Raw genomic sequence first — 16851 nt, forward strand, 5'->3', positions numbered from 1 at the left:
CCTGCACATGACGGTTCAATCGACAGAGTTCACGCCCGAATTGCGCCAATACCTGCGGCAAATGGGCACGCCCGAGCCCGACATTCTGGCCGACATCCGCCGCCAAACCGAAACGCACCGTTTGGGCAAAATGGCGATTGCCGCCGAGCAGGCCGCATTGCTGACCTGGCTGGCCAAACTCACGGGCGTGCGCCGTTATTTGGAAATCGGCGTGTTCACCGGCTACAGCAGCACCGCCATGGCGCTTGCCCTGCCCGAAGACGCAGAGCTGACCTGCTGCGACATCAACGTGACCTTCACCGACCAAGCGCGGCGGCATTGGCAGGCGGCGGGCGTGGCACACAAAATCACCCTGCATTTGCAGCCTGCACTCATCACCATGGACGAACTGATTGCCCAAGGGCAGGGCGGCAGCTACGACATGGCACTGATTGATGCCGACAAACCACCCACGCCGCATTATTTCGAACGCGTGCTGCAACTGGTACGCCCCGGCGGCATCATCGCCATCGACAACCTTCTGCTGGGCGGCCGCGTGGTGCAGGCTGCCGCCGAAAAAAGCCCCGAAAGTCACCGCATATTGCAAGCATTCAACGCACGGCTGCCGCACGACGAACGCATCGAAACGCTCACATTGCCGCTGGGCGACGGCTTAACGTTGGTTCGGAAAAAATAGTCCGAAAAGCAGCCTGCACTTTATCAGCACGGGTGCAGGCTGCTTTTTCATTGCCCAACACCGCCGCCGCACGGTTTTCATGGCGTCTTGCCGCCATACCCACGCTTCGGTTGCCGCCGCCCCGCCGTTCCTTTACGCCCACGCCCAATCATGCCAACCCCAAATACCGACCAATTCCTGCAACGATTTGCCGCGCAAGTTCCCGATTTGCGCGGCAAACGCATTTGTGTCGGATTGAGCGGCGGCGCGGATTCCGTGGTGCTGCTGCACGCGCTGGCCGCCCTGCGCGATACCTTTGGCCTGGCCGATTTGTCTGCCGTGCATGTGCACCACGGGCTGAATGCCGCCGCCGACGATTGGCAGCAGTTCTGCCGCGATTATGCACAGCGGCTGGGCGTGGGCTTTTCGGCGGCGCAAGTGCAGGTGGATGCCGGGAAATTGGGTATCGAAGCGGCGGCCAGAACAGCGCGATATGCCGTGTTTGCCGAACAAAACGCCGATTTTGTCGCGTTGGCGCACCATCGGGACGACCAAATCGAAACCTTTTTTCTGGCGGCATTGCGCGGCGGCGGTTTGCGTGCGCTTTCCGCCATGCCCGAACAGCGCGCGCTGACGGAAAAAACCGTGTTGTGGCGGCCGCTTTTGGCGTTTTCACGCGCGGAAATCGAACAATATGCACAGGACAACGCGCTGATGTTTGTGCATGACGACAGCAACGAAAATCCGGCGTTTCTGCGCAACTGGCTGCGCGGCCGCTGGCTGCCCGATTTGGCGGCGCGGCTGCCGCATTATGCGGAACATTTGCACAGCAGCATTGCCTTGTTGCAGGAAGAACGCGCGCTGCTGGAAGAAGTGGCGGCGCAGGATTGGCAGGCGGTGCGGTGTGCGCAGGGGTTGCATCAGGCGCGTTGGCAGGCGTTCAGTCCGGCGCGGCAACGGCAGCTTTTGCACACGTTCGCGCGGCAATACGGCTTGGGTGCGCCCACCGCAGGCAGCCTGCACCTTTGGGCGGACTGGCTGCGGCAGGCCGAGCGGGGCGAATGGCGTTTGCCGCGTGGCCGGGCTGTGTTGTCGCATGGCGTTTTGTTTGCCGTGCCGCAGGATTTTGCGTTGTCTTGGCCGTGGGCGGGGCAGCCCGTGCAAGGCAGCCTGCACCTTGCCGCACAACAGGCCGGATTGGCATGGCAGGGCAGTGCGCCGCAGGGTGCAGGCTGCTTTCGTGCCGCGCGGCACGATGACGAACTGCTCACCAATATCGGCCATAAAAACGTGTTCCGACTGTTGCAGGAAAAGCGCGTGCCGGCGTTTGTGCGGCCGTTTTGGGCGGTGGCGTGTGACGAAAACGGTCGGTGCATTGCCGTGGCCAACCTGCGCAGCGCGCCCGAATTGGGGCAGGCGCGTTTGATTGCGCCCGATTTGTTGCCGTATCTGCCGCAGGCGGCGGCATAATCCGCTGTTTTATCAGGACGGCGCATAGGCAAAACGGCAAAATTGCCGTAGAATTTGCCCATTTTTGGGTGATTAACGTATTGAACAGACGGGATAGGAATTATGAAAAAACTACTGCCTTTACTGAGTGTTGCCTTGCTGACCGCGTGTTCGCCGGGCAATGATGCCGCCGAGCCGAAAGCCGCCAGCCCTGCGGCCGCTGCTTCCGCCCCTGTGGTGCAGGCTGCTTCTGCTCCTGCCGCCGCATCTGCCGAAGCGCAAACGGCTTCTGCCGCAGAAGATAATTGGACGCCGCCGGCCGCCGCATCCGAGCCGAAAGCGCAAGCCGAGCAACTGAACGATTTACTGGGGCAGTTCAAAGACGAAGCCGCCCAGCGCACGGAAGCCTACCGCCAAAAAAATATGCAGCCTTCTTATGAGGAAAGCATTGCGCTGGTACGCGAAGAAGTGGCCGCCGTCCGCCTTGCCGCGCAGCATTTGAACAAATTGCAGCTGTCCGACAGCGAAGTGGCCGCCGCCCGCGACGCGCAAGCCAAACTGATGATTCTGCTGGCCGAAAGCAGCGAAGAGCAACTGAAATCGGTAATGAGCAGCGCGCCCGAATCGGAAGCGGATTTACCCGACCCTGCCAAGCTGGATGCCATCGAGCAAACGCAGCAGGAAGCTGAACAATCATTGAAACGCCTGTTGCGCAAATACCGTATCCGCGCCAAATAAGCCAAAAGCAGCCTGCACTTTCTTTTTTAAATACAACCAACGAAATCAATATTATGAAAACCTCCGAACTACGCCAAAAATTCCTCAAATTCTTCGAATCCAAAGGCCACACCATCGTCCGCTCTTCCAGCCTCGTGCCGCACGACGACCCGACGCTGCTGTTTACCAACGCCGGTATGAACCAGTTTAAAGACGTGTTTCTCGGCTTCGACAAACGCCCATACAAGCGCGCCACCACCGCGCAAAAATGCGTCCGCGCAGGCGGCAAACACAACGACTTGGAAAACGTCGGCTACACCGCCCGCCACCACACCTTCTTCGAAATGATGGGCAACTTTTCCTTCGGCGACTACTTCAAACGCGACGCGATCCACTTCGCTTGGGAATTCCTCACTTCCCCCGAATGGCTGAACATCCCCAAAGAAAAACTCTTGGCGACCGTGTATGCCGAAGACGACGAAGCCTATAACATCTGGCTGAACGAAATCGGTATGCCTGCCGAGCGCATTGTCCGCATCGGCGACAACAAAGGCGCGAAATACGCGTCCGACAACTTCTGGCAAATGGGCGACACCGGCCCCTGCGGCCCGTGTTCCGAAATTTTCTACGACCACGGCGAAGAAATCTGGGGCGGCATTCCGGGCAGCCCTGAAGAAGACGGCGACCGCTGGATTGAAATTTGGAACTGTGTGTTCATGCAGTTCAACCGCGACGAGCAAGGCAATATGAATCCGCTGCCCAAACCGTCCGTCGATACCGGCATGGGCTTGGAGCGCATGGCGGCCGTGATGCAGCATGTTCACAGCAACTACGAAATCGACCTGTTCCAAGACCTGCTCAAAGCCGTTGCCCGCGAAACCGGCGCGCCGTTCAGCATGGACGAACCGAGCCTGAAAGTCGTTGCCGACCACATCCGTTCCTGCTCCTTCCTGATTGCCGACGGCGTGATGCCTTCCAACGAAGGCCGCGGCTATGTACTGCGCCGCATCATCCGCCGCGCCGTGCGCCACGGTTACAAACTCGGTCAGAAACAGGCGTTTTTCTACAAACTCGTGCCCGATTTGGTGAAAGCAATGGGCGATGCGTATCCTGAGTTGAAAGAGAAACAAGCCCAAATCGAAGAAGCCCTGAAAAACGAAGAAAGCCGCTTCGCCCAAACTTTGGAAACCGGCATGGCTTTGCTGGAAAACGCCTTGACCAAAGGCAGCAACAAATTAGACGGCGAAATCATCTTCAAACTCTACGACACCTACGGTTTCCCATACGATTTGACTGCCGACATCTGCCGCGAACGCAATATCGATTTGGACGAAGAAGGCTTCAACCGCGAAATGGAAGCCCAGCGCGCCCGCGCCCGCGCCGCGCAAAACTTCAAAGCCAACGCCCAGCTTGACTACACAGGCGCGGACACCGAGTTCACCGGCTACGAAAAACGCAGCCAGGAAACCAAAATCATCGCCTTATACAAAGGCAGCGAAGCCGTGGACGAACTCCAAGCAGGCGAAGCAGGCGTAGTCGTTTTGGAACAAACCCCGTTCTACGCCGAAAGCGGCGGACAAGTCGGCGACGTAGGCTTTATCGTATCGGGCGAAAACCGCTTCCGCGTTGAAGATACGCAGAAAATCAAAGCTGCCGTACACGGACAATTCGGCGCAGTCGTATCAGGCCGTCTGAAAGTGGGCGATGCCGTATCTGCCGAAATCGACAACGACATCCGCAACAGCATCATGCGCAACCACAGCGTTACCCACCTGATGCACAAAGCCCTGCGCGACGTTTTGGGCACGCACGTCGAACAAAAAGGCAGCCTGCAAAACGCCGAGCTGACCCGCTTCGACATCTCCCACCCGCAAGGCATCAGCGCGGAAGAAATCGCCGAAGTCGAACGCCGCGTCAACGCCGCGATTATCGCCAACGTACCCGTCAAAGTCGAAACCATGTCCATTGAAGACGCGCAAAAATCCGGCGCCATGATGCTCTTTGGCGAAAAATACGGCGACTTCGTCCGCGTCATCACCATGGGCGACTACTCCACCGAACTGTGCGGCGGCACCCACGTCGCCCGCACCGGCGACATCGGCTTCTTCAAAATCATCAGCGAAGGCGGCATCGCCGCAGGCATCCGCCGCGTAGAAGCCATCACAGGCCAAGCCGCGCTGGCATGGGCGCAAAACCAAGAAAGCCTGATGAAAAACATCATCGCCGAAGTCAAAGCCCAAACCGAAAAAGACGTACTCGCCAAAATCCAAGCCAACGCCGCCAACGCCAAAGCCTTGGAAAAAGAGTTGGCAAAAGCCAAAGCCGAACTCGCCGTCCACGCAGGCGCCAAACTCTTGGACAACGCCAAAGACTTGGGCGCAGCCAAACTCGTCGCCGCCCAAATCGACGCCGATGCCGCCGCCCTGCGCGAAATCGTTACCGACTTGACCGGCAAATCTGACAACGCCGTGATTCTTTTGGCAGCAGTAAACGACGGCAAAGTCTCCCTGTGCGCCGGCGTATCCAAGCCGCTGACAAACAAAGTGAAAGCCGGTGATTTGATCAAATTCGCAGCCGAACAAATCGGCGGCAAAGGCGGCGGCAGACCGGATTTGGCACAGGCGGGGGGAACGGATGCTTCCCAAGTCGGCGCGATGCTGGATTCGGCAGAAAGCTGGGTTAGAGAGAAACTGTAATTAGAAAAGTGCAGGCTGCCTGAAAGTGGGTTTTCAGGTAGCCTAAAACTTATATTGAATATTTATGTCTGATTATTCAGCCGTTTTAAAATAAGGATCGAGCATGGGCGTTAAACGCATTGTAGCTAATATAAACGCAACCCAACCCGCCGCAGCAAAGGCTTTCTACCATGACCTGCTTGGATTGGAATTGCTGATGGATCATGGGTGGATACAGACCTACGGACAGGATACGACCATGTCTGTGCAGGTCAGTTTTGCCAGTGAAGGCGGTTCTGGCATGCCTGTGCCTGATTTGTCTATTGAGGTGGATAATCTGGACGAATTATTAGAGCGGATGCAGCATGCTGGTTTCACGCCTGAATATGGGCCTACTACTGAACCTTGGGGCGTGTGCCGCTTTTTTGTGCGCGATCCGTTTGGGCGATTGGTGAATATTTTGCAGCATGAATAAGCCAACCGCGTGCGTGGTTACGCCGCTGAATTTCTGTATTTTGACGATTACAACATCAGCATGGTTTCAGACGGCCTAAATGGCGTGAGTGTGGAAGAGTTGCTGTGATAACAAATTATTGATAAGCAAGCCGTAGCCTGCATTCCCACCAACCGCGTGCGTGGCTACGCCACACACCCTACCACTGCAGGCGACGCAAACCTTAAGATTAAGGTGTAGGGTGTGTGCGGCACGCACGCACGCGGTTTTCGTTGTTACCGAATGATTTCAAACCATACCATAATATGGCCGGCAGCAAGCGTTGGTTGGGTCATGGTCCAACGAAAATTTAATATTACTCGTAATCTCAAAGCTGCCTGAAAAATAATTTTCAGACGACCCTCCTCTATCGAAAGCAGCCTGCACTTTCAAAAATTGAAATGCAGGCTGCTTTTCATAATAATTAGAAAAAAACGCGCAATATTTTTATACTGTACATCATGTAGCAAACCGTACCTGCTCCCCTGCCAACTTATTTACGGAACGAACAGGAATAACATGCAGAACCCCTCTTCAAAAAAACCGACAGCCGGTTATTCGCATCCGTGGCAATACTTTCTGCTGGTGTACGCTTTGAGCGCACCGTTTTGGCTGCTGTCTTTGTTTCTCAAACACAGTCCTCTGCCTGATAATCTGCCGCTGACCGACATCGGCGCGGCACTCACTCCGACGGTTGCCGCGGCGTTGCTGCGTTATCGCGAGGGCGGAATGGCAGCGGTGCGCGGGCTGTTTGGTCGTGTGTTTGATTACGGGCGGATCAAGCATTCTGCCTATTTTTGGACGGCAATACTGATTTTTCCCCTGCTTTATCTGCTGACTTATGTCGCGATACGCCAAACAGGACAAACCATACCTGCCTTATCCGTATCGTTTGCGCCGCTTGCCGGTGCGTTCGTCATGTTCTTTATCGCGGCAGTTGCCGAGGAATTGGGCTATGCCGCCTACGCTACGGAAAGTCTGCAACGGCGTTTTACCCCGCTCGTTACAGCGCTGATTATCGGGGTGCCGTGGGCATTGTGGCATTTGCCGTCCATGATTGCCGTGGGGCAGTCTGCCGAACTGATCGCGTGGGGGCTGGCAGGGACGGTTGCTGTGAGGGTTATCTATATATGGCTGTATAACGGCAGCGGCGGTTCGGTGTTTGTATTGATTGCGTGCCACACGGTTGCCAATACCGCGCGTACAGGCTTTCCGGGTGGACGGGCGGTATATGAAAACGGCAACGGTATGATTCCATACGGAATCATCATCATTGCGGCGGTAATTGTGATGGTTTTTTGGTGTAAGGCAATGTGTTCATCTGATAGCCAGCAGGCGTAGGCTGTTTGGGAAAGGCTGCGAAGCCTGCACGAACAAGGCTGAATCAGCGGGGATATAAACGAAATCGCCGTAAAATCAATCACCAAAAGCAGCCTGCACTTTGAACAACAAGGTGCAGGCTGCTTTTTTATAGGCAAATTTTGTTTTCAGACGGCCTGCAAACGGGAGGCGGCAAAATGGAAAAGCAGCCTGCACCCGCCCGGCCGCTGGCGCATGAAAAGAGCCCGAAACCATGTTTGTTTCGGGCTGTTCGCACATTAACGGGCTTGGAGATTCAGCGGGATGCGGTACAAGTGTGTGGCATCCGTGCTGCCGTCCGGCAGGCGTTTCGGCACGATATATTTGTCGTCCTGCGAATCAATGCCGAAGTCGTCATCGTTGATAATCCACAGCGTTTTGCCATTGTCGGCAACCCACATGCCTTCAAATTTCTCGTGTGGGAAATCCATCTGTTTCTGCACGTCCACCACCAGCGTTTTGCTCACGGGATGGATGCCTGCGGCTTCCAGCTCTTCCCAAGAATTTTGTTCCAACGGTTTGCCGTTGACCAGCAGGCCGTTGTCGCCGTCATTTTTGTCGGAAACATCGGTGGCGCCGCGCAAATCAATCAGGTAAACGTGTTTGACGGTGGTGCCGTTGTGTTCGTTCACCAAGAAGCGGTTTTCGTCAATCGCGCGGATTTCGGAGTTTTTCCAATAATCGCCGCCTTGGCGGTACAGGTATTGTTTGCTTTGGCCGGTTTTCAAATCAAACGACAAAATACGCACCAGCGATTTGTTGCTCACTTCGCTTTTGCTCGGGTTATGCAGCGTGGACTGCATCATGCCGACCAGCTTGGTGTTGCTCGGCGTGGTGGTCAGGCCTTCCATGCCTCGGTTGGGGCGCAGGTGTCCCAGCACGGCGGGCAGGCGGCGGCCGGTGGTTTTCACGCCGCGCGGGCTCATGCGTTCCAGCTCGATGCCGTTTTTATTAAAGTGGACGATGTGCGGGCCGTATTCATCCGATACCCAGAAGGTGCCGTCCTTCATCACGGCCAAGCCTTCGCTGTCGATGCCGTTGATGTCGCGCTCAAGCGGGTGTTTGTCCGCATCCACCACTTGTTCTTTGGATGTGCCGTAGCCTGCGGGGTTGGGCAGGCCGGTGAGCGGTTTGCCCTGCGCGTTTTTCAGGGGGATGGTGCGCAGTTTTCTGATGCTGCCGTCGCGCTGGATTTCAAAATGGCCGATGCTGGGGGTGAAGCCGGGTTGCAGGAAGATTTTGATGTTTCCGCCACCGTCTGCGTTCGGACCGCGGTCGGTCAGGCCGTAGAAGCGTCTAGGGTTTTTCGGGTCGGCATCGATGGACGAGCCGTAACCTTTGTAAAACGGTACGGTTTCGCCGTTTTGTTGGTTCACGGTTTCGCCCAGTTTTTCAACGGGCATGGGGATGCCCTGCGCCAATGCGCTGCCGCCGACAATCAGTCCTGCCAAAACGGCGATTAGTTTTTGTTTCATTGCATTCCTTTAAAAAGGGTTAGGAAAGGTTAAATTTTATCCGAATTGAAGAGAAAAACAAACCTTATCTTTACATTTGTCCGGTGCAACTTTTAAAAAAGCAGCCTGCACGTTCAAAAATTGGAGTGCAGGCTGCTTTTCACGATGATTGGAAAAAAACGCGTACTATTTTTATACTGTATATCGTGCAAACACACGGTGAAACAAACTACCCGAAGGAACTCCCATGTTTAACACGCTCAAAAATATTTGGCGGGGACTCACGCAAAAAGGCAAAATCTTCCCGCATCAGTTGGCATTCACGCTGCTGATTCCTTTGCGCAACTGGGCGCTTTCTCCGCAACAAATTGTGCAACGGCTGCACCTTGCGCCGCACCACCGCATTTTGGAAGTAGGCTGCGGGGCGGGTTATTTCAGCCCGACACTGGCGCAATCGATTCCGCAAGGGCGATTGGTGGCGGCGGATATACAGCCGGAAATGTTGGCTTATGCTGAAAAACGTTTGCGTCGTCGGCATATCGGCAACGTCGATTATTATCTGTGCGATGGCACGCATTTTGATTTTCCCGATCAATCGTTTGACCGCATTGTGCTGATTACCGTGTTGGGCGAGGTGGCCAACCAAGCCGAGTATTTGGCAGAGTTCCGCAGGCTGCTTCGTCCTGACGGGCTGCTGTCGGTTTCCGAAACGGCAGGCGATCCCGACAAACCAAGCCGTGCAGAGTTACGCGATTTAATGCGGCAAAACGGGTTTGAGACGGCAGACGAATATGGCAGCGAACGCAATTTCACGTTGAATTTTAAAGCAAGCAGCCTTCCGCCTCCCGCCTAGATAAAAGTCGTCTGAAACAACAGGTTTCAGACGACTTTTATTGTAAAAATCTATAAATCTAATAGATAATAACTAATCTCAAATTATCAAAATGGAAAAGATAACGCGATGATTTGTCTTAAATTTAATATTGTTAAATTTTGTTAATAAAAATCTTCATTATCTAAACCTGATTTCACAATTGACTTAAATCATAATGTTTTGTGTTCAAGTCTCTAAAATACCGAAAAATCATACGGAATGTTGATTTTCGATAGTAAACCATTAAGAGTTAAGGAACGCAAAATGCCGAAAATTCCTGAGTTGGTTTGTCCCGCCGGTAACCTGCCCGCTTTGAAGACGGCGGTGGACAATGGCGCGGACACGGTTTATATGGGGCTGAAAGATGCGACGAATGCGCGCAATTTCCCAGGGCTGAATTTCGATATGAAATCGGCGCAGGAAGGGGTGGCTTACGCCCATGCGCGCGGCCGCAATGTGTTGATGGCCATCAATACTTTTGCCCAGGCGGGGCAAATCGAGCGGTGGCATCGGGCTGTCGATACGGCGGTGCAACTGGGGGCGGACGCGATAATCGTTGCCGACCCTGCGATTATGGCTTACGCCGCCGAGCGTCATCCTAATTTGAGGCTGCACATGTCGGTACAGGGGTCGGCGACCAATTACGAAGCCATCAATATGATGAAGGAACTGTTCGGAGTCCGCCGTGCCGTGCTGCCGCGCGTTTTGACTGTCGATCAGGTCAAGCATGTGATTGACAATACAGATGTGGAAATCGAAGTGTTCGGTTTCGGCAGCCTGTGCGTGATGGTGGAAGGCCGCTGCATCTTGTCGAGCTACGCCACGGGCGAATCGCCGAATATGCAGGGTGTGTGTTCGCCTGCCAAAGCCGTACGCTGGGAGCAGTTGCCCGACCGCATGAACGTGCGGTTGAACCAGGTATTGATTGACCAATACAAACCGGACGAACCGGCAGGTTATCCGACTCTGTGTAAAGGCCGTTTTGAAGTCAATGACGAAACCTATTACGCGCTGGAAGAACCGACCAGCCTGAATGTTTTGGAAATGCTGCCCGAACTCATCAAAATCGGCGTGTCCGCCATCAAAATCGAAGGCCGCCAGCGCAGCCCGATGTACACGGCGCAGGTAACCAAATCGCTGCGACAGGCTTTGGACGCCGCCGCTGCCGATCCGGCGCATTTCAAAGTCAATCCGGTGTGGAACAATGCGCTGAGCAAGGTTTCGGAAGGACATCAGACGACTTTGGGCGCATACAGCCGTCCATGGAAATAAGGGGGAGGAAAAATGAATCCGATGAAACTATCGCTGGGGCCGGTTTTGTTTTTCTGGCAGAAGGAAGCCCTGCTGGAATTTTACGCCGCCATGCTGGATGCGCCGGTGGATACCATTTATCTGGGCGAAGTGGTGTGTTCGCGCCGCCAGAAAATGCGTTTTGCCGACTGGGTCAGCCTGGCGGAAGATTTGGCGGAAAGCGGCAAGGAAATTATTCTGTCGTCGCAGGTGCTGTTGGAAAGCGAATCCGATTTGAAACGCCTGCGCAAAATCACAGGGCAGGACAAATTTAAAGTCGAAGCCAACGACATGGGCGCAGTCAAACTGGCGCGCGAACACGGCATTCCGTTTGTCGCCGGCGCCAGCCTGAACATTTACAACGAAAGCACGCTGGCGCTTTTCCAAAAACTGGGCGCATACCGCTGGATTGCGCCGTCCGAGTTGAGCCGCGACAAAGTTGCCGAAATTATCAAGGTTTCAGACGACATTGAAACGGAGTTGTTTGCTTGGGGAAAAATGCCTTTGGCGTACTCTTCACGCTGCTTTACCGCGCGGCATTACAACCTGAACAAAGACGGCTGCGAATTCCGCTGCTTGGATTACGAGCAAGGCATGGATATGAATACCCGCGAGGGCAAACCGTTTTTAACCATCAACGGCATCCAAACCATGTCTTACGGCTGCCAAAACCTGCTGCCGCACCATGAGGATTTGCGGCAAATCGGCGTGAACATGCTGCGCCTGTCGCCGCAAATGCACGGCATGGCGGAAATCGTCCGTATCCACCGCGACGTATTGGACGGCAAAACCGCCCTGGCAGACGCGCTGCCCGAACTGGAAAGACTGACCACCGGCACGCTGGTGGACGGCTATTGGCACGGCCAGCCCGGTATCGAAGCCGTGAAGGAGGAATATTATGGCGTTGCCTGAAATCGTATTGCCCGCATGGGCGGGAAAAATCGGCGGCAAACTGCCGGGCAGGCCGCCGCGCTTCGCTTTGGTTTTTGCCCTCAACACCATGCTCAAACGCGGATTGCTGCCCGCCGACATGAGCTTGTTTGACGGCCGAACCTTTGAAATCGACGTATTGGACGCGGGCATCAAGGTGCGTTTCACCGCCAATGCCGAAAAATTTATTGATGCGGACTTCTTCGGCACACCCGATTTGCGCCTTGCCGCCAACGGCATCGACTTTATGCGCATGATGATGCGCGAGGAAGACCCGGATACTTTGTTTTTCAACCGCAAACTGCAAATCGAAGGCGATACCGAGCTGGGGCTGATTACCAAAAACCTGCTCGACAGCGTGGACTGGCCGTTCGGCGATTGGTTTTTGAAACGGCAGTTGTCTGACTGAACGCGTGGGGATATGGGCTTTAAACGGCTATAAACCCTGTGCATTAAAAGCAGCCTGCACTTGTGAAATTAAAGTGCAGGCTGCTTTTGCCGTATTGATTCCGTATTGGGAAAGGCAGGCTGCGGACGAATATGGAAGCGAACGCAATTTCACTTTGAATTTCAAAGCAGCCTGCACTGGGGCGGCACGGGAATAAAACACCGTTTGGCTATGGTTTTCACGATAATTTTGTTACACTGCCACCATCAACCCACGGAAACAAGGAGGAATAAGATGAATTTCAACCAACTGATTAACCAAGTATTGGGCGCAGCGAAGCAATACGGCGACAAAGCGGCGCAAAGCGACACGCTTACCAAGCTGGGCGGCGGTGCGGCGGCGGCAGGTTTGCTGTCGATGTTCCTGAAAAAAGGCAAGGGGCAGCGAATCGCCCACGCGGGTTCCATGGCGGCATTGGGCGCGCTGGCGTATGCGGCGTATCAAAAATATCAGCAAAACCAGTCGGTCGGCAACGCGGCGCAGCAGGCAGCGGCCGCCGCACCTTTGGCATTGCCGGAAACCGCGTTTGCGGCGAACAACGACAGCGAAAACGCCGGCCGTGTGATTTTGCGTACGATGATTGCCGCTGCGGCGGCGGACGGTTCGATTGATGAAGCCGAACAAAGCCTTATCCTGCAAGAAGGCGGCGAAGATGCGGAAACGCGCCAATGGCTGGCGGCAGAAGCCGCACGTCCCGCACAGCCTGCCGAGATTGCCCGCGAAATCGGCGGCGACACGGCTTTGGCGGCGGAGGCTTATTTGGCCGCGCGTTTGGTGTGCGCCGATTTGTCGCGCAAGGAAATCGTGTTTTTGTCGCAGTTGTCGCAGGCGTTGCAGCTGGACGATAAGTTGGTGGACAGTTTGGAAAAACAGGCCGGTTTTTAAACGTTTGGAAAAAGCAGCCTGCACCCCGTTTTCCAAAGTGCAGGCTGCTTTTTGATATGGGTAAACAATGTCGAAACAACAACATGACAACGAAGAACGCGACGACGAAATGCGTTTGGACAAATGGCTTTGGGCGGCGCGGTTTTTCAAAACCCGTTCGCTGGCCAGCAAGCAGATAGAGCTGGGGCGCGTGTCGGTGAACGGTGCGAAGGCGAAAACCAGCAAATATATTTCGGTGGGCGATGTGGTGGATTTGACGCTCAATTCGCTGCCGTACAGGCTGACGGTGCGGCAGTTGAACCACCAGCGCCGCCCTGCGCCCGAGGCGCGTTTGCTGTATTGCGAGGACGAGGCGGTGGCCAAGCAGCGCGAACAGCAGAAATTGCTCGACCAAGCCAGCCGCATCACGGCGGCCTATCCGGACGGGCGGCCGACCAAGCGCGACAGGCGGCAGTTGGATAAGATGAAGCGGCAGGATTGGTAGTCGGGCGGGATTTTGGAAGGTGCAGGCTGCTTTTGAAGAGTGGGTATGACGGCGATACGCCATGAAAACCGTCTGATTATCAACAATAAATATGATGGACGTTTCACGGAAGGTTTCGGAAAGGGTGCGATGAATACGGAGCAGCAGAAAAAATACGCGCCGATGGGTTTGGTGGTCGGCTGCGTGGTGTTCGGGCTGGGCAGCGTAATTGTGGCGCATGTGCCGGTGGGCGCTTATGCGATTGCGTTTTGGCGGCTGACGGTGGCGGCGGTGATTTTTGTGGTGCTGTCGCGCTGGTCGGGGCAGCGTTTCCCGGCCAACCGCCGCGCGCAACGTTTTGCTTTGCTGGCGGGCGCGATGTTGGGTGCGGATTTGTCGCTGTGGCACGAGAGCATTTACGCGGTGGGGCCGGGCATTTCCACGCTGCTGAACAGTTTGCAGATTTTTTGGCTGTCGATGATTGGCGTGCTGTGGTTTAAGGAGCGGTTGTCGCTGCTGCAAACGGGTAGCCTGCTGCTGGCGGTGGCGGGCGTGGTGCTGATTGGCAGCCCCGAATTCCGGCACAACGGCAACGCGCTGTGGGGTTTTGTGTCGGGCGTGGTGTCTGGGTTGATGCTGTCGCTGTCGATGGTGTTTGTCCGCAAGGCGCACCAAGAGGTGCATGTGCCGATTTTCCCGATGATGTTCCATGTGAGTTTGGGCGGCATGGCGGCGCTGGTGTTGCCCATGTTGCTGTTCAATGGGCACAACTGGCTGCCGCAAACCTGGTCGGACGTGGGCTGGATTGTGGTCTATGGCGCGGTGATGCAGTGTTTCGCATGGGGCATGATTGCGTTTTCCATTCCGCTGCTGCCGCTCGGTTTGGCGGGCTTGCTGCTGCTGAGCGAGCCGGTGGCGGCCTTGGTCATCGATTTCCTGTTTTTGGACAAGGCGATTAGCGGCATCCAATGGCTGGGCGCGGTTTTGACGATGGTGGCGATTTATTTGGGCTCGCTGAAAAAAGGCGGCTCGTGAAGCAAAAAAAGCAGCCTGCACTTGTGGCAAATGAAGTGCAGGCTGCTTTTTCGTGTTCAAAATACCGGCGGCATTGCTTTGGCAGGCTGCATGGCGTTGCGCCGCCATACCCACGCCGAACGGCCGCCCGTTGTCCAAGCATCCGCACATTCAAAAGCAGCCTGCACCCCGAAAAACAAGGTGCAGGCTGCTTTTTCGTTTGATTTATTCGGCATCGGAAAATACCGCACCGATGTCCAAGGTACGCCCGGCCAAGAATGCCTGCGCGCTCATGCGCTTGCTGCCCGCAGGCTGCAACTGGGTAATGCAGAGCGCGTTTTCGCCGCACGCCACCACGATGCCGTCCGCATCGGCCGCCAAAATGCGCCCGGCCTCGCCCTGCCGTTCAACGGGGTGCGCCTGCCAGATTTTGAGCGGCTGACCCTGCCGCAGCGTCCAGGCGGCGGGAACGGGATTGAACGCACGGATTTTGCGCGCCACGGTGTCGGCCGGCTCCGTCCAGCGGATTTTGGCTCCTTCTTTGCTCAATTTTTGGGCATAAGTAACGCCTTCTTCCGACTGCGGCACGGCGTGCAGGCTGCCTGTTTGCCGTAATTGTTGCAAATCCGCGACAATGGCTTGCGCACCCAAATGCATCAATGCGTCGTGTACTTCGTTGGCCGTGTCGGTATCGGCAATGGCATAACGGTGCGTGCTGACCACCGCGCCCGTGTCCAGCCCCGCATCCATTTGCATAATGCACACGCCCGTTTCCTTATCGCCCGCTTCAATGGCGCGTTGAATCGGCGCGGCACCCCGCCAGCGCGGCAGCAGCGAGGCATGGATATTCAGGCAACCGTGGCGCGGCGCGTCCAGCACTTCTTGCGGCAGAATCAGCCCGTAGGCCGCCACCACCATCACATCGGCATCCGCCGAACGCAGCAGCGCCAAAGCCTCATCGTTGCCGCGCAGCTTGGCGGGTTGGGCAACGGTCAGCCCCAAATCCAACGCCGCCTGTTTCACGGGCGATGCCTGCTGCTGCATGCCGCGGCCTTTCGGGCGGTCGGGCTGGGTGAGGACGAGCGGGATGTCAAATCCGGCAGCGGCAATGGCACGCAGGGCGGCGGCGGCAAAATCGGGCGTTCCGGCAAAGATGACTTTCATAGATATCGGCTTTCTGAAGGGTTGGACAAGGTGCAGGCTGCTTTTTGCGTTTCCGGCAAACAAAAAGCAGCCTGCACTTTTTCTGCGCAAAGGGTTACAGGGTTTCGCGCTGGCGTTTTTTCAATTTCGATTTAATCCGCGACTGTTTGAGCGGCGACAAGTATTCCACAAACAATTTGCCGGCCAAATGGTCCAGTTCGTGCTGGATGCAGATAGCGAGCAAACCGTCCGCGTCCAAAGACTGCGGCTTGCCCTCCGTGTCCAGATATTCCACCGTAACCGTTTCGGCGCGGGACACCGTGTCATAAATGCCCGGCACCGACAGGCAGCCTTCCTCGAATGTGGTTTCGCCGTCTTTTTTGGTGATGGTCGGGTTAATCAGCGCCAAAAGTTGGTTGTGTTCCTCCGACAAATCAATCACGACCACGCGTTCGTGCACGTCCACCTGCGTTGCCGCCAAGCCGATGCCTTTTGCCGCATACATGGTTTCCGCCATATCGGCCACCAGGGTTCGGATGCGGTCGTCCACTTGTGCAACCGGTTTGGCAACAATGTGCAGCCGCTCGTTGGGGTGTGTCAAAATAGGTAATAAAGCCATAATTATTGTCTTTCTAATGCAAAAATTTTTTCAAGGTGTGGCGAAGTTGTCATTTTTCTTCACGAATATTGGCACAAAGCTAGCCCAAATGTTTTAAAATGCACTATTATTATGGTCATCCGTTAAATAATGTAATCTAAACTTAACCAGGGGATTCTGATGCATAAATCTATTATAACCTTGCTTTGCGCAGCCGGCATGATTATTTCATCGCCCGCATTGGCAGAAAACCTGCGCATCCGCCCGAATGCGCCCGCACGCTACACCGTCAAACCCGGCGACACATTGTGGGGCATTTCCGGCAAATATCTGTACCGCCCGTGGAAATGGCCGGCATTGTGGAATGTTAACCGCCGCCAAATCCGCAATCCGCATTTGATTTA

19 protein-coding genes are annotated in these 16851 nt (G+C 55.4%); 15 read left to right on the plus strand and 4 right to left on the minus strand.

Annotated elements, in window-relative coordinates:
• Positions 1 to 7 precede the first annotated feature (7 nt).
• The 6 genes from HMPREF9098_RS10190 to HMPREF9098_RS10215 all read left to right on the plus strand — a co-directional run bounded on the left by HMPREF9098_RS10190 (position 8) and on the right by HMPREF9098_RS10215 (position 7330).
• Complete coding sequence (locus HMPREF9098_RS10190) at positions 8 to 676, plus strand: O-methyltransferase (RefSeq protein WP_003784533.1); 669 nt, start codon at positions 8 to 10, stop codon at positions 674 to 676.
• Positions 677 to 826: 150 nt separating this feature from the next.
• On the plus strand, positions 827 to 2125 hold the full coding sequence (gene tilS / locus HMPREF9098_RS10195; protein WP_003784534.1) for a tRNA lysidine(34) synthetase TilS: 1299 nt from the start codon (positions 827 to 829) through the stop codon (positions 2123 to 2125).
• A 102-nt stretch (positions 2126 to 2227) separates the two neighbouring features.
• Positions 2228 to 2842 carry a hypothetical protein gene (locus tag HMPREF9098_RS10200; protein ID WP_003784535.1) on the plus strand — a complete coding sequence of 205 codons (615 nt, stop codon included), beginning with the start codon at positions 2228 to 2230 and terminating at the stop codon, positions 2840 to 2842.
• A gap of 53 nt (positions 2843 to 2895) precedes the next feature.
• Positions 2896 to 5517, plus strand: a complete 2622-nt coding sequence (gene alaS, locus HMPREF9098_RS10205; protein ID WP_003784536.1) for an alanine--tRNA ligase — start codon at positions 2896 to 2898, stop codon at positions 5515 to 5517.
• A gap of 103 nt (positions 5518 to 5620) precedes the next feature.
• The gene (locus HMPREF9098_RS10210; RefSeq protein WP_003784537.1) at positions 5621 to 5971 is read left to right on the plus strand and encodes a VOC family protein; all 351 of its coding nucleotides are present in this window, start codon (positions 5621 to 5623) and stop codon (positions 5969 to 5971) included.
• Positions 5972 to 6508: 537 nt separating this feature from the next.
• On the plus strand, positions 6509 to 7330 hold the full coding sequence (locus tag HMPREF9098_RS10215) for a CPBP family intramembrane glutamic endopeptidase (RefSeq protein ID WP_003784539.1): 822 nt from the start codon (positions 6509 to 6511) through the stop codon (positions 7328 to 7330).
• Positions 7331 to 7587: 257 nt separating this feature from the next.
• Here the strand turns inward: HMPREF9098_RS10215 and HMPREF9098_RS10225 are convergent, their stop codons facing one another.
• Positions 7588 to 8823, minus strand: coding sequence for an esterase-like activity of phytase family protein (locus HMPREF9098_RS10225; RefSeq protein ID WP_003784542.1), 1236 nt, complete (start codon positions 8821 to 8823; stop codon positions 7588 to 7590).
• Between the two features lie 226 nt (positions 8824 to 9049).
• On the opposite strand from HMPREF9098_RS10225, the gene HMPREF9098_RS10230 reads away from it, so the two are divergent.
• From HMPREF9098_RS10230 to HMPREF9098_RS10260, 8 genes are all read left to right on the plus strand, one after another.
• Entirely contained in the window at positions 9050 to 9655 is a 606-nt protein-coding gene (locus HMPREF9098_RS10230) for a class I SAM-dependent methyltransferase (protein WP_003784543.1), read from the plus strand.
• Positions 9656 to 9940: 285 nt separating this feature from the next.
• Positions 9941 to 10948: a ubiquinone anaerobic biosynthesis protein UbiU gene (gene ubiU, locus HMPREF9098_RS10235; RefSeq protein WP_040564456.1), complete on the plus strand. Its 1008-nt coding sequence runs from the start codon at positions 9941 to 9943 to the stop codon at positions 10946 to 10948.
• 12 nt (positions 10949 to 10960) lie between these two features.
• On the plus strand, positions 10961 to 11878 hold the full coding sequence (locus HMPREF9098_RS10240; RefSeq protein ID WP_003784547.1) for a U32 family peptidase: 918 nt from the start codon (positions 10961 to 10963) through the stop codon (positions 11876 to 11878).
• Positions 11865 to 12305 (plus strand): ubiquinone anaerobic biosynthesis accessory factor UbiT, encoded by a 441-nt coding sequence (gene ubiT / locus HMPREF9098_RS10245; RefSeq protein ID WP_003756427.1) that lies wholly within the window; start codon positions 11865 to 11867, stop codon positions 12303 to 12305. Before HMPREF9098_RS10240 ends, ubiT begins: the two co-directional genes overlap by 14 nt.
• A 73-nt stretch (positions 12306 to 12378) precedes the next feature.
• A complete protein-coding gene (locus HMPREF9098_RS12345) occupies positions 12379 to 12501 on the plus strand; it encodes a hypothetical protein (protein ID WP_257004632.1) in 123 nt (40 codons plus the stop codon).
• 77 nt (positions 12502 to 12578) lie between these two features.
• On the plus strand, positions 12579 to 13229 hold the full coding sequence (locus HMPREF9098_RS10250; RefSeq protein WP_040564459.1) for a DUF533 domain-containing protein: 651 nt from the start codon (positions 12579 to 12581) through the stop codon (positions 13227 to 13229).
• A gap of 67 nt (positions 13230 to 13296) precedes the next feature.
• Positions 13297 to 13713, plus strand: a complete 417-nt coding sequence (locus HMPREF9098_RS10255; protein ID WP_003784553.1) for an RNA-binding S4 domain-containing protein — start codon at positions 13297 to 13299, stop codon at positions 13711 to 13713.
• Positions 13714 to 13842: 129 nt separating this feature from the next.
• Positions 13843 to 14727, plus strand: coding sequence for a DMT family transporter (locus HMPREF9098_RS10260; RefSeq protein WP_040564964.1), 885 nt, complete (start codon positions 13843 to 13845; stop codon positions 14725 to 14727).
• A 56-nt stretch (positions 14728 to 14783) separates the two neighbouring features.
• Here the strand turns inward: HMPREF9098_RS10260 and HMPREF9098_RS11865 are convergent, their stop codons facing one another.
• The 3 genes from HMPREF9098_RS11865 to def form a co-directional block, all read right to left on the minus strand.
• On the minus strand, positions 14784 to 14942 hold the full coding sequence (locus HMPREF9098_RS11865) for a hypothetical protein (protein WP_155803291.1): 159 nt from the start codon (positions 14940 to 14942) through the stop codon (positions 14784 to 14786).
• A complete protein-coding gene (fmt, locus tag HMPREF9098_RS10265) occupies positions 14932 to 15870 on the minus strand; it encodes a methionyl-tRNA formyltransferase (protein WP_040564462.1) in 939 nt (312 codons plus the stop codon). The genes HMPREF9098_RS11865 and fmt overlap by 11 nt, the downstream gene beginning before the upstream one ends.
• Positions 15871 to 15964: 94 nt before the next feature.
• A complete protein-coding gene (gene def / locus HMPREF9098_RS10270) occupies positions 15965 to 16468 on the minus strand; it encodes a peptide deformylase (RefSeq protein ID WP_003784557.1) in 504 nt (167 codons plus the stop codon).
• Between the two features lie 159 nt (positions 16469 to 16627).
• Between def and HMPREF9098_RS12350 the strand changes: the two genes are divergently transcribed.
• A partial coding sequence (locus tag HMPREF9098_RS12350) for a LysM peptidoglycan-binding domain-containing protein (protein WP_040564464.1) occupies positions 16628 to 16851 on the plus strand: 224 nt, incomplete at its 3' end.

Source organism: Kingella denitrificans ATCC 33394, from assembly GCF_000190695.1.
GTDB classification, from domain to species: Bacteria; Pseudomonadota; Gammaproteobacteria; order Burkholderiales; family Neisseriaceae; genus Kingella_A; species Kingella_A denitrificans.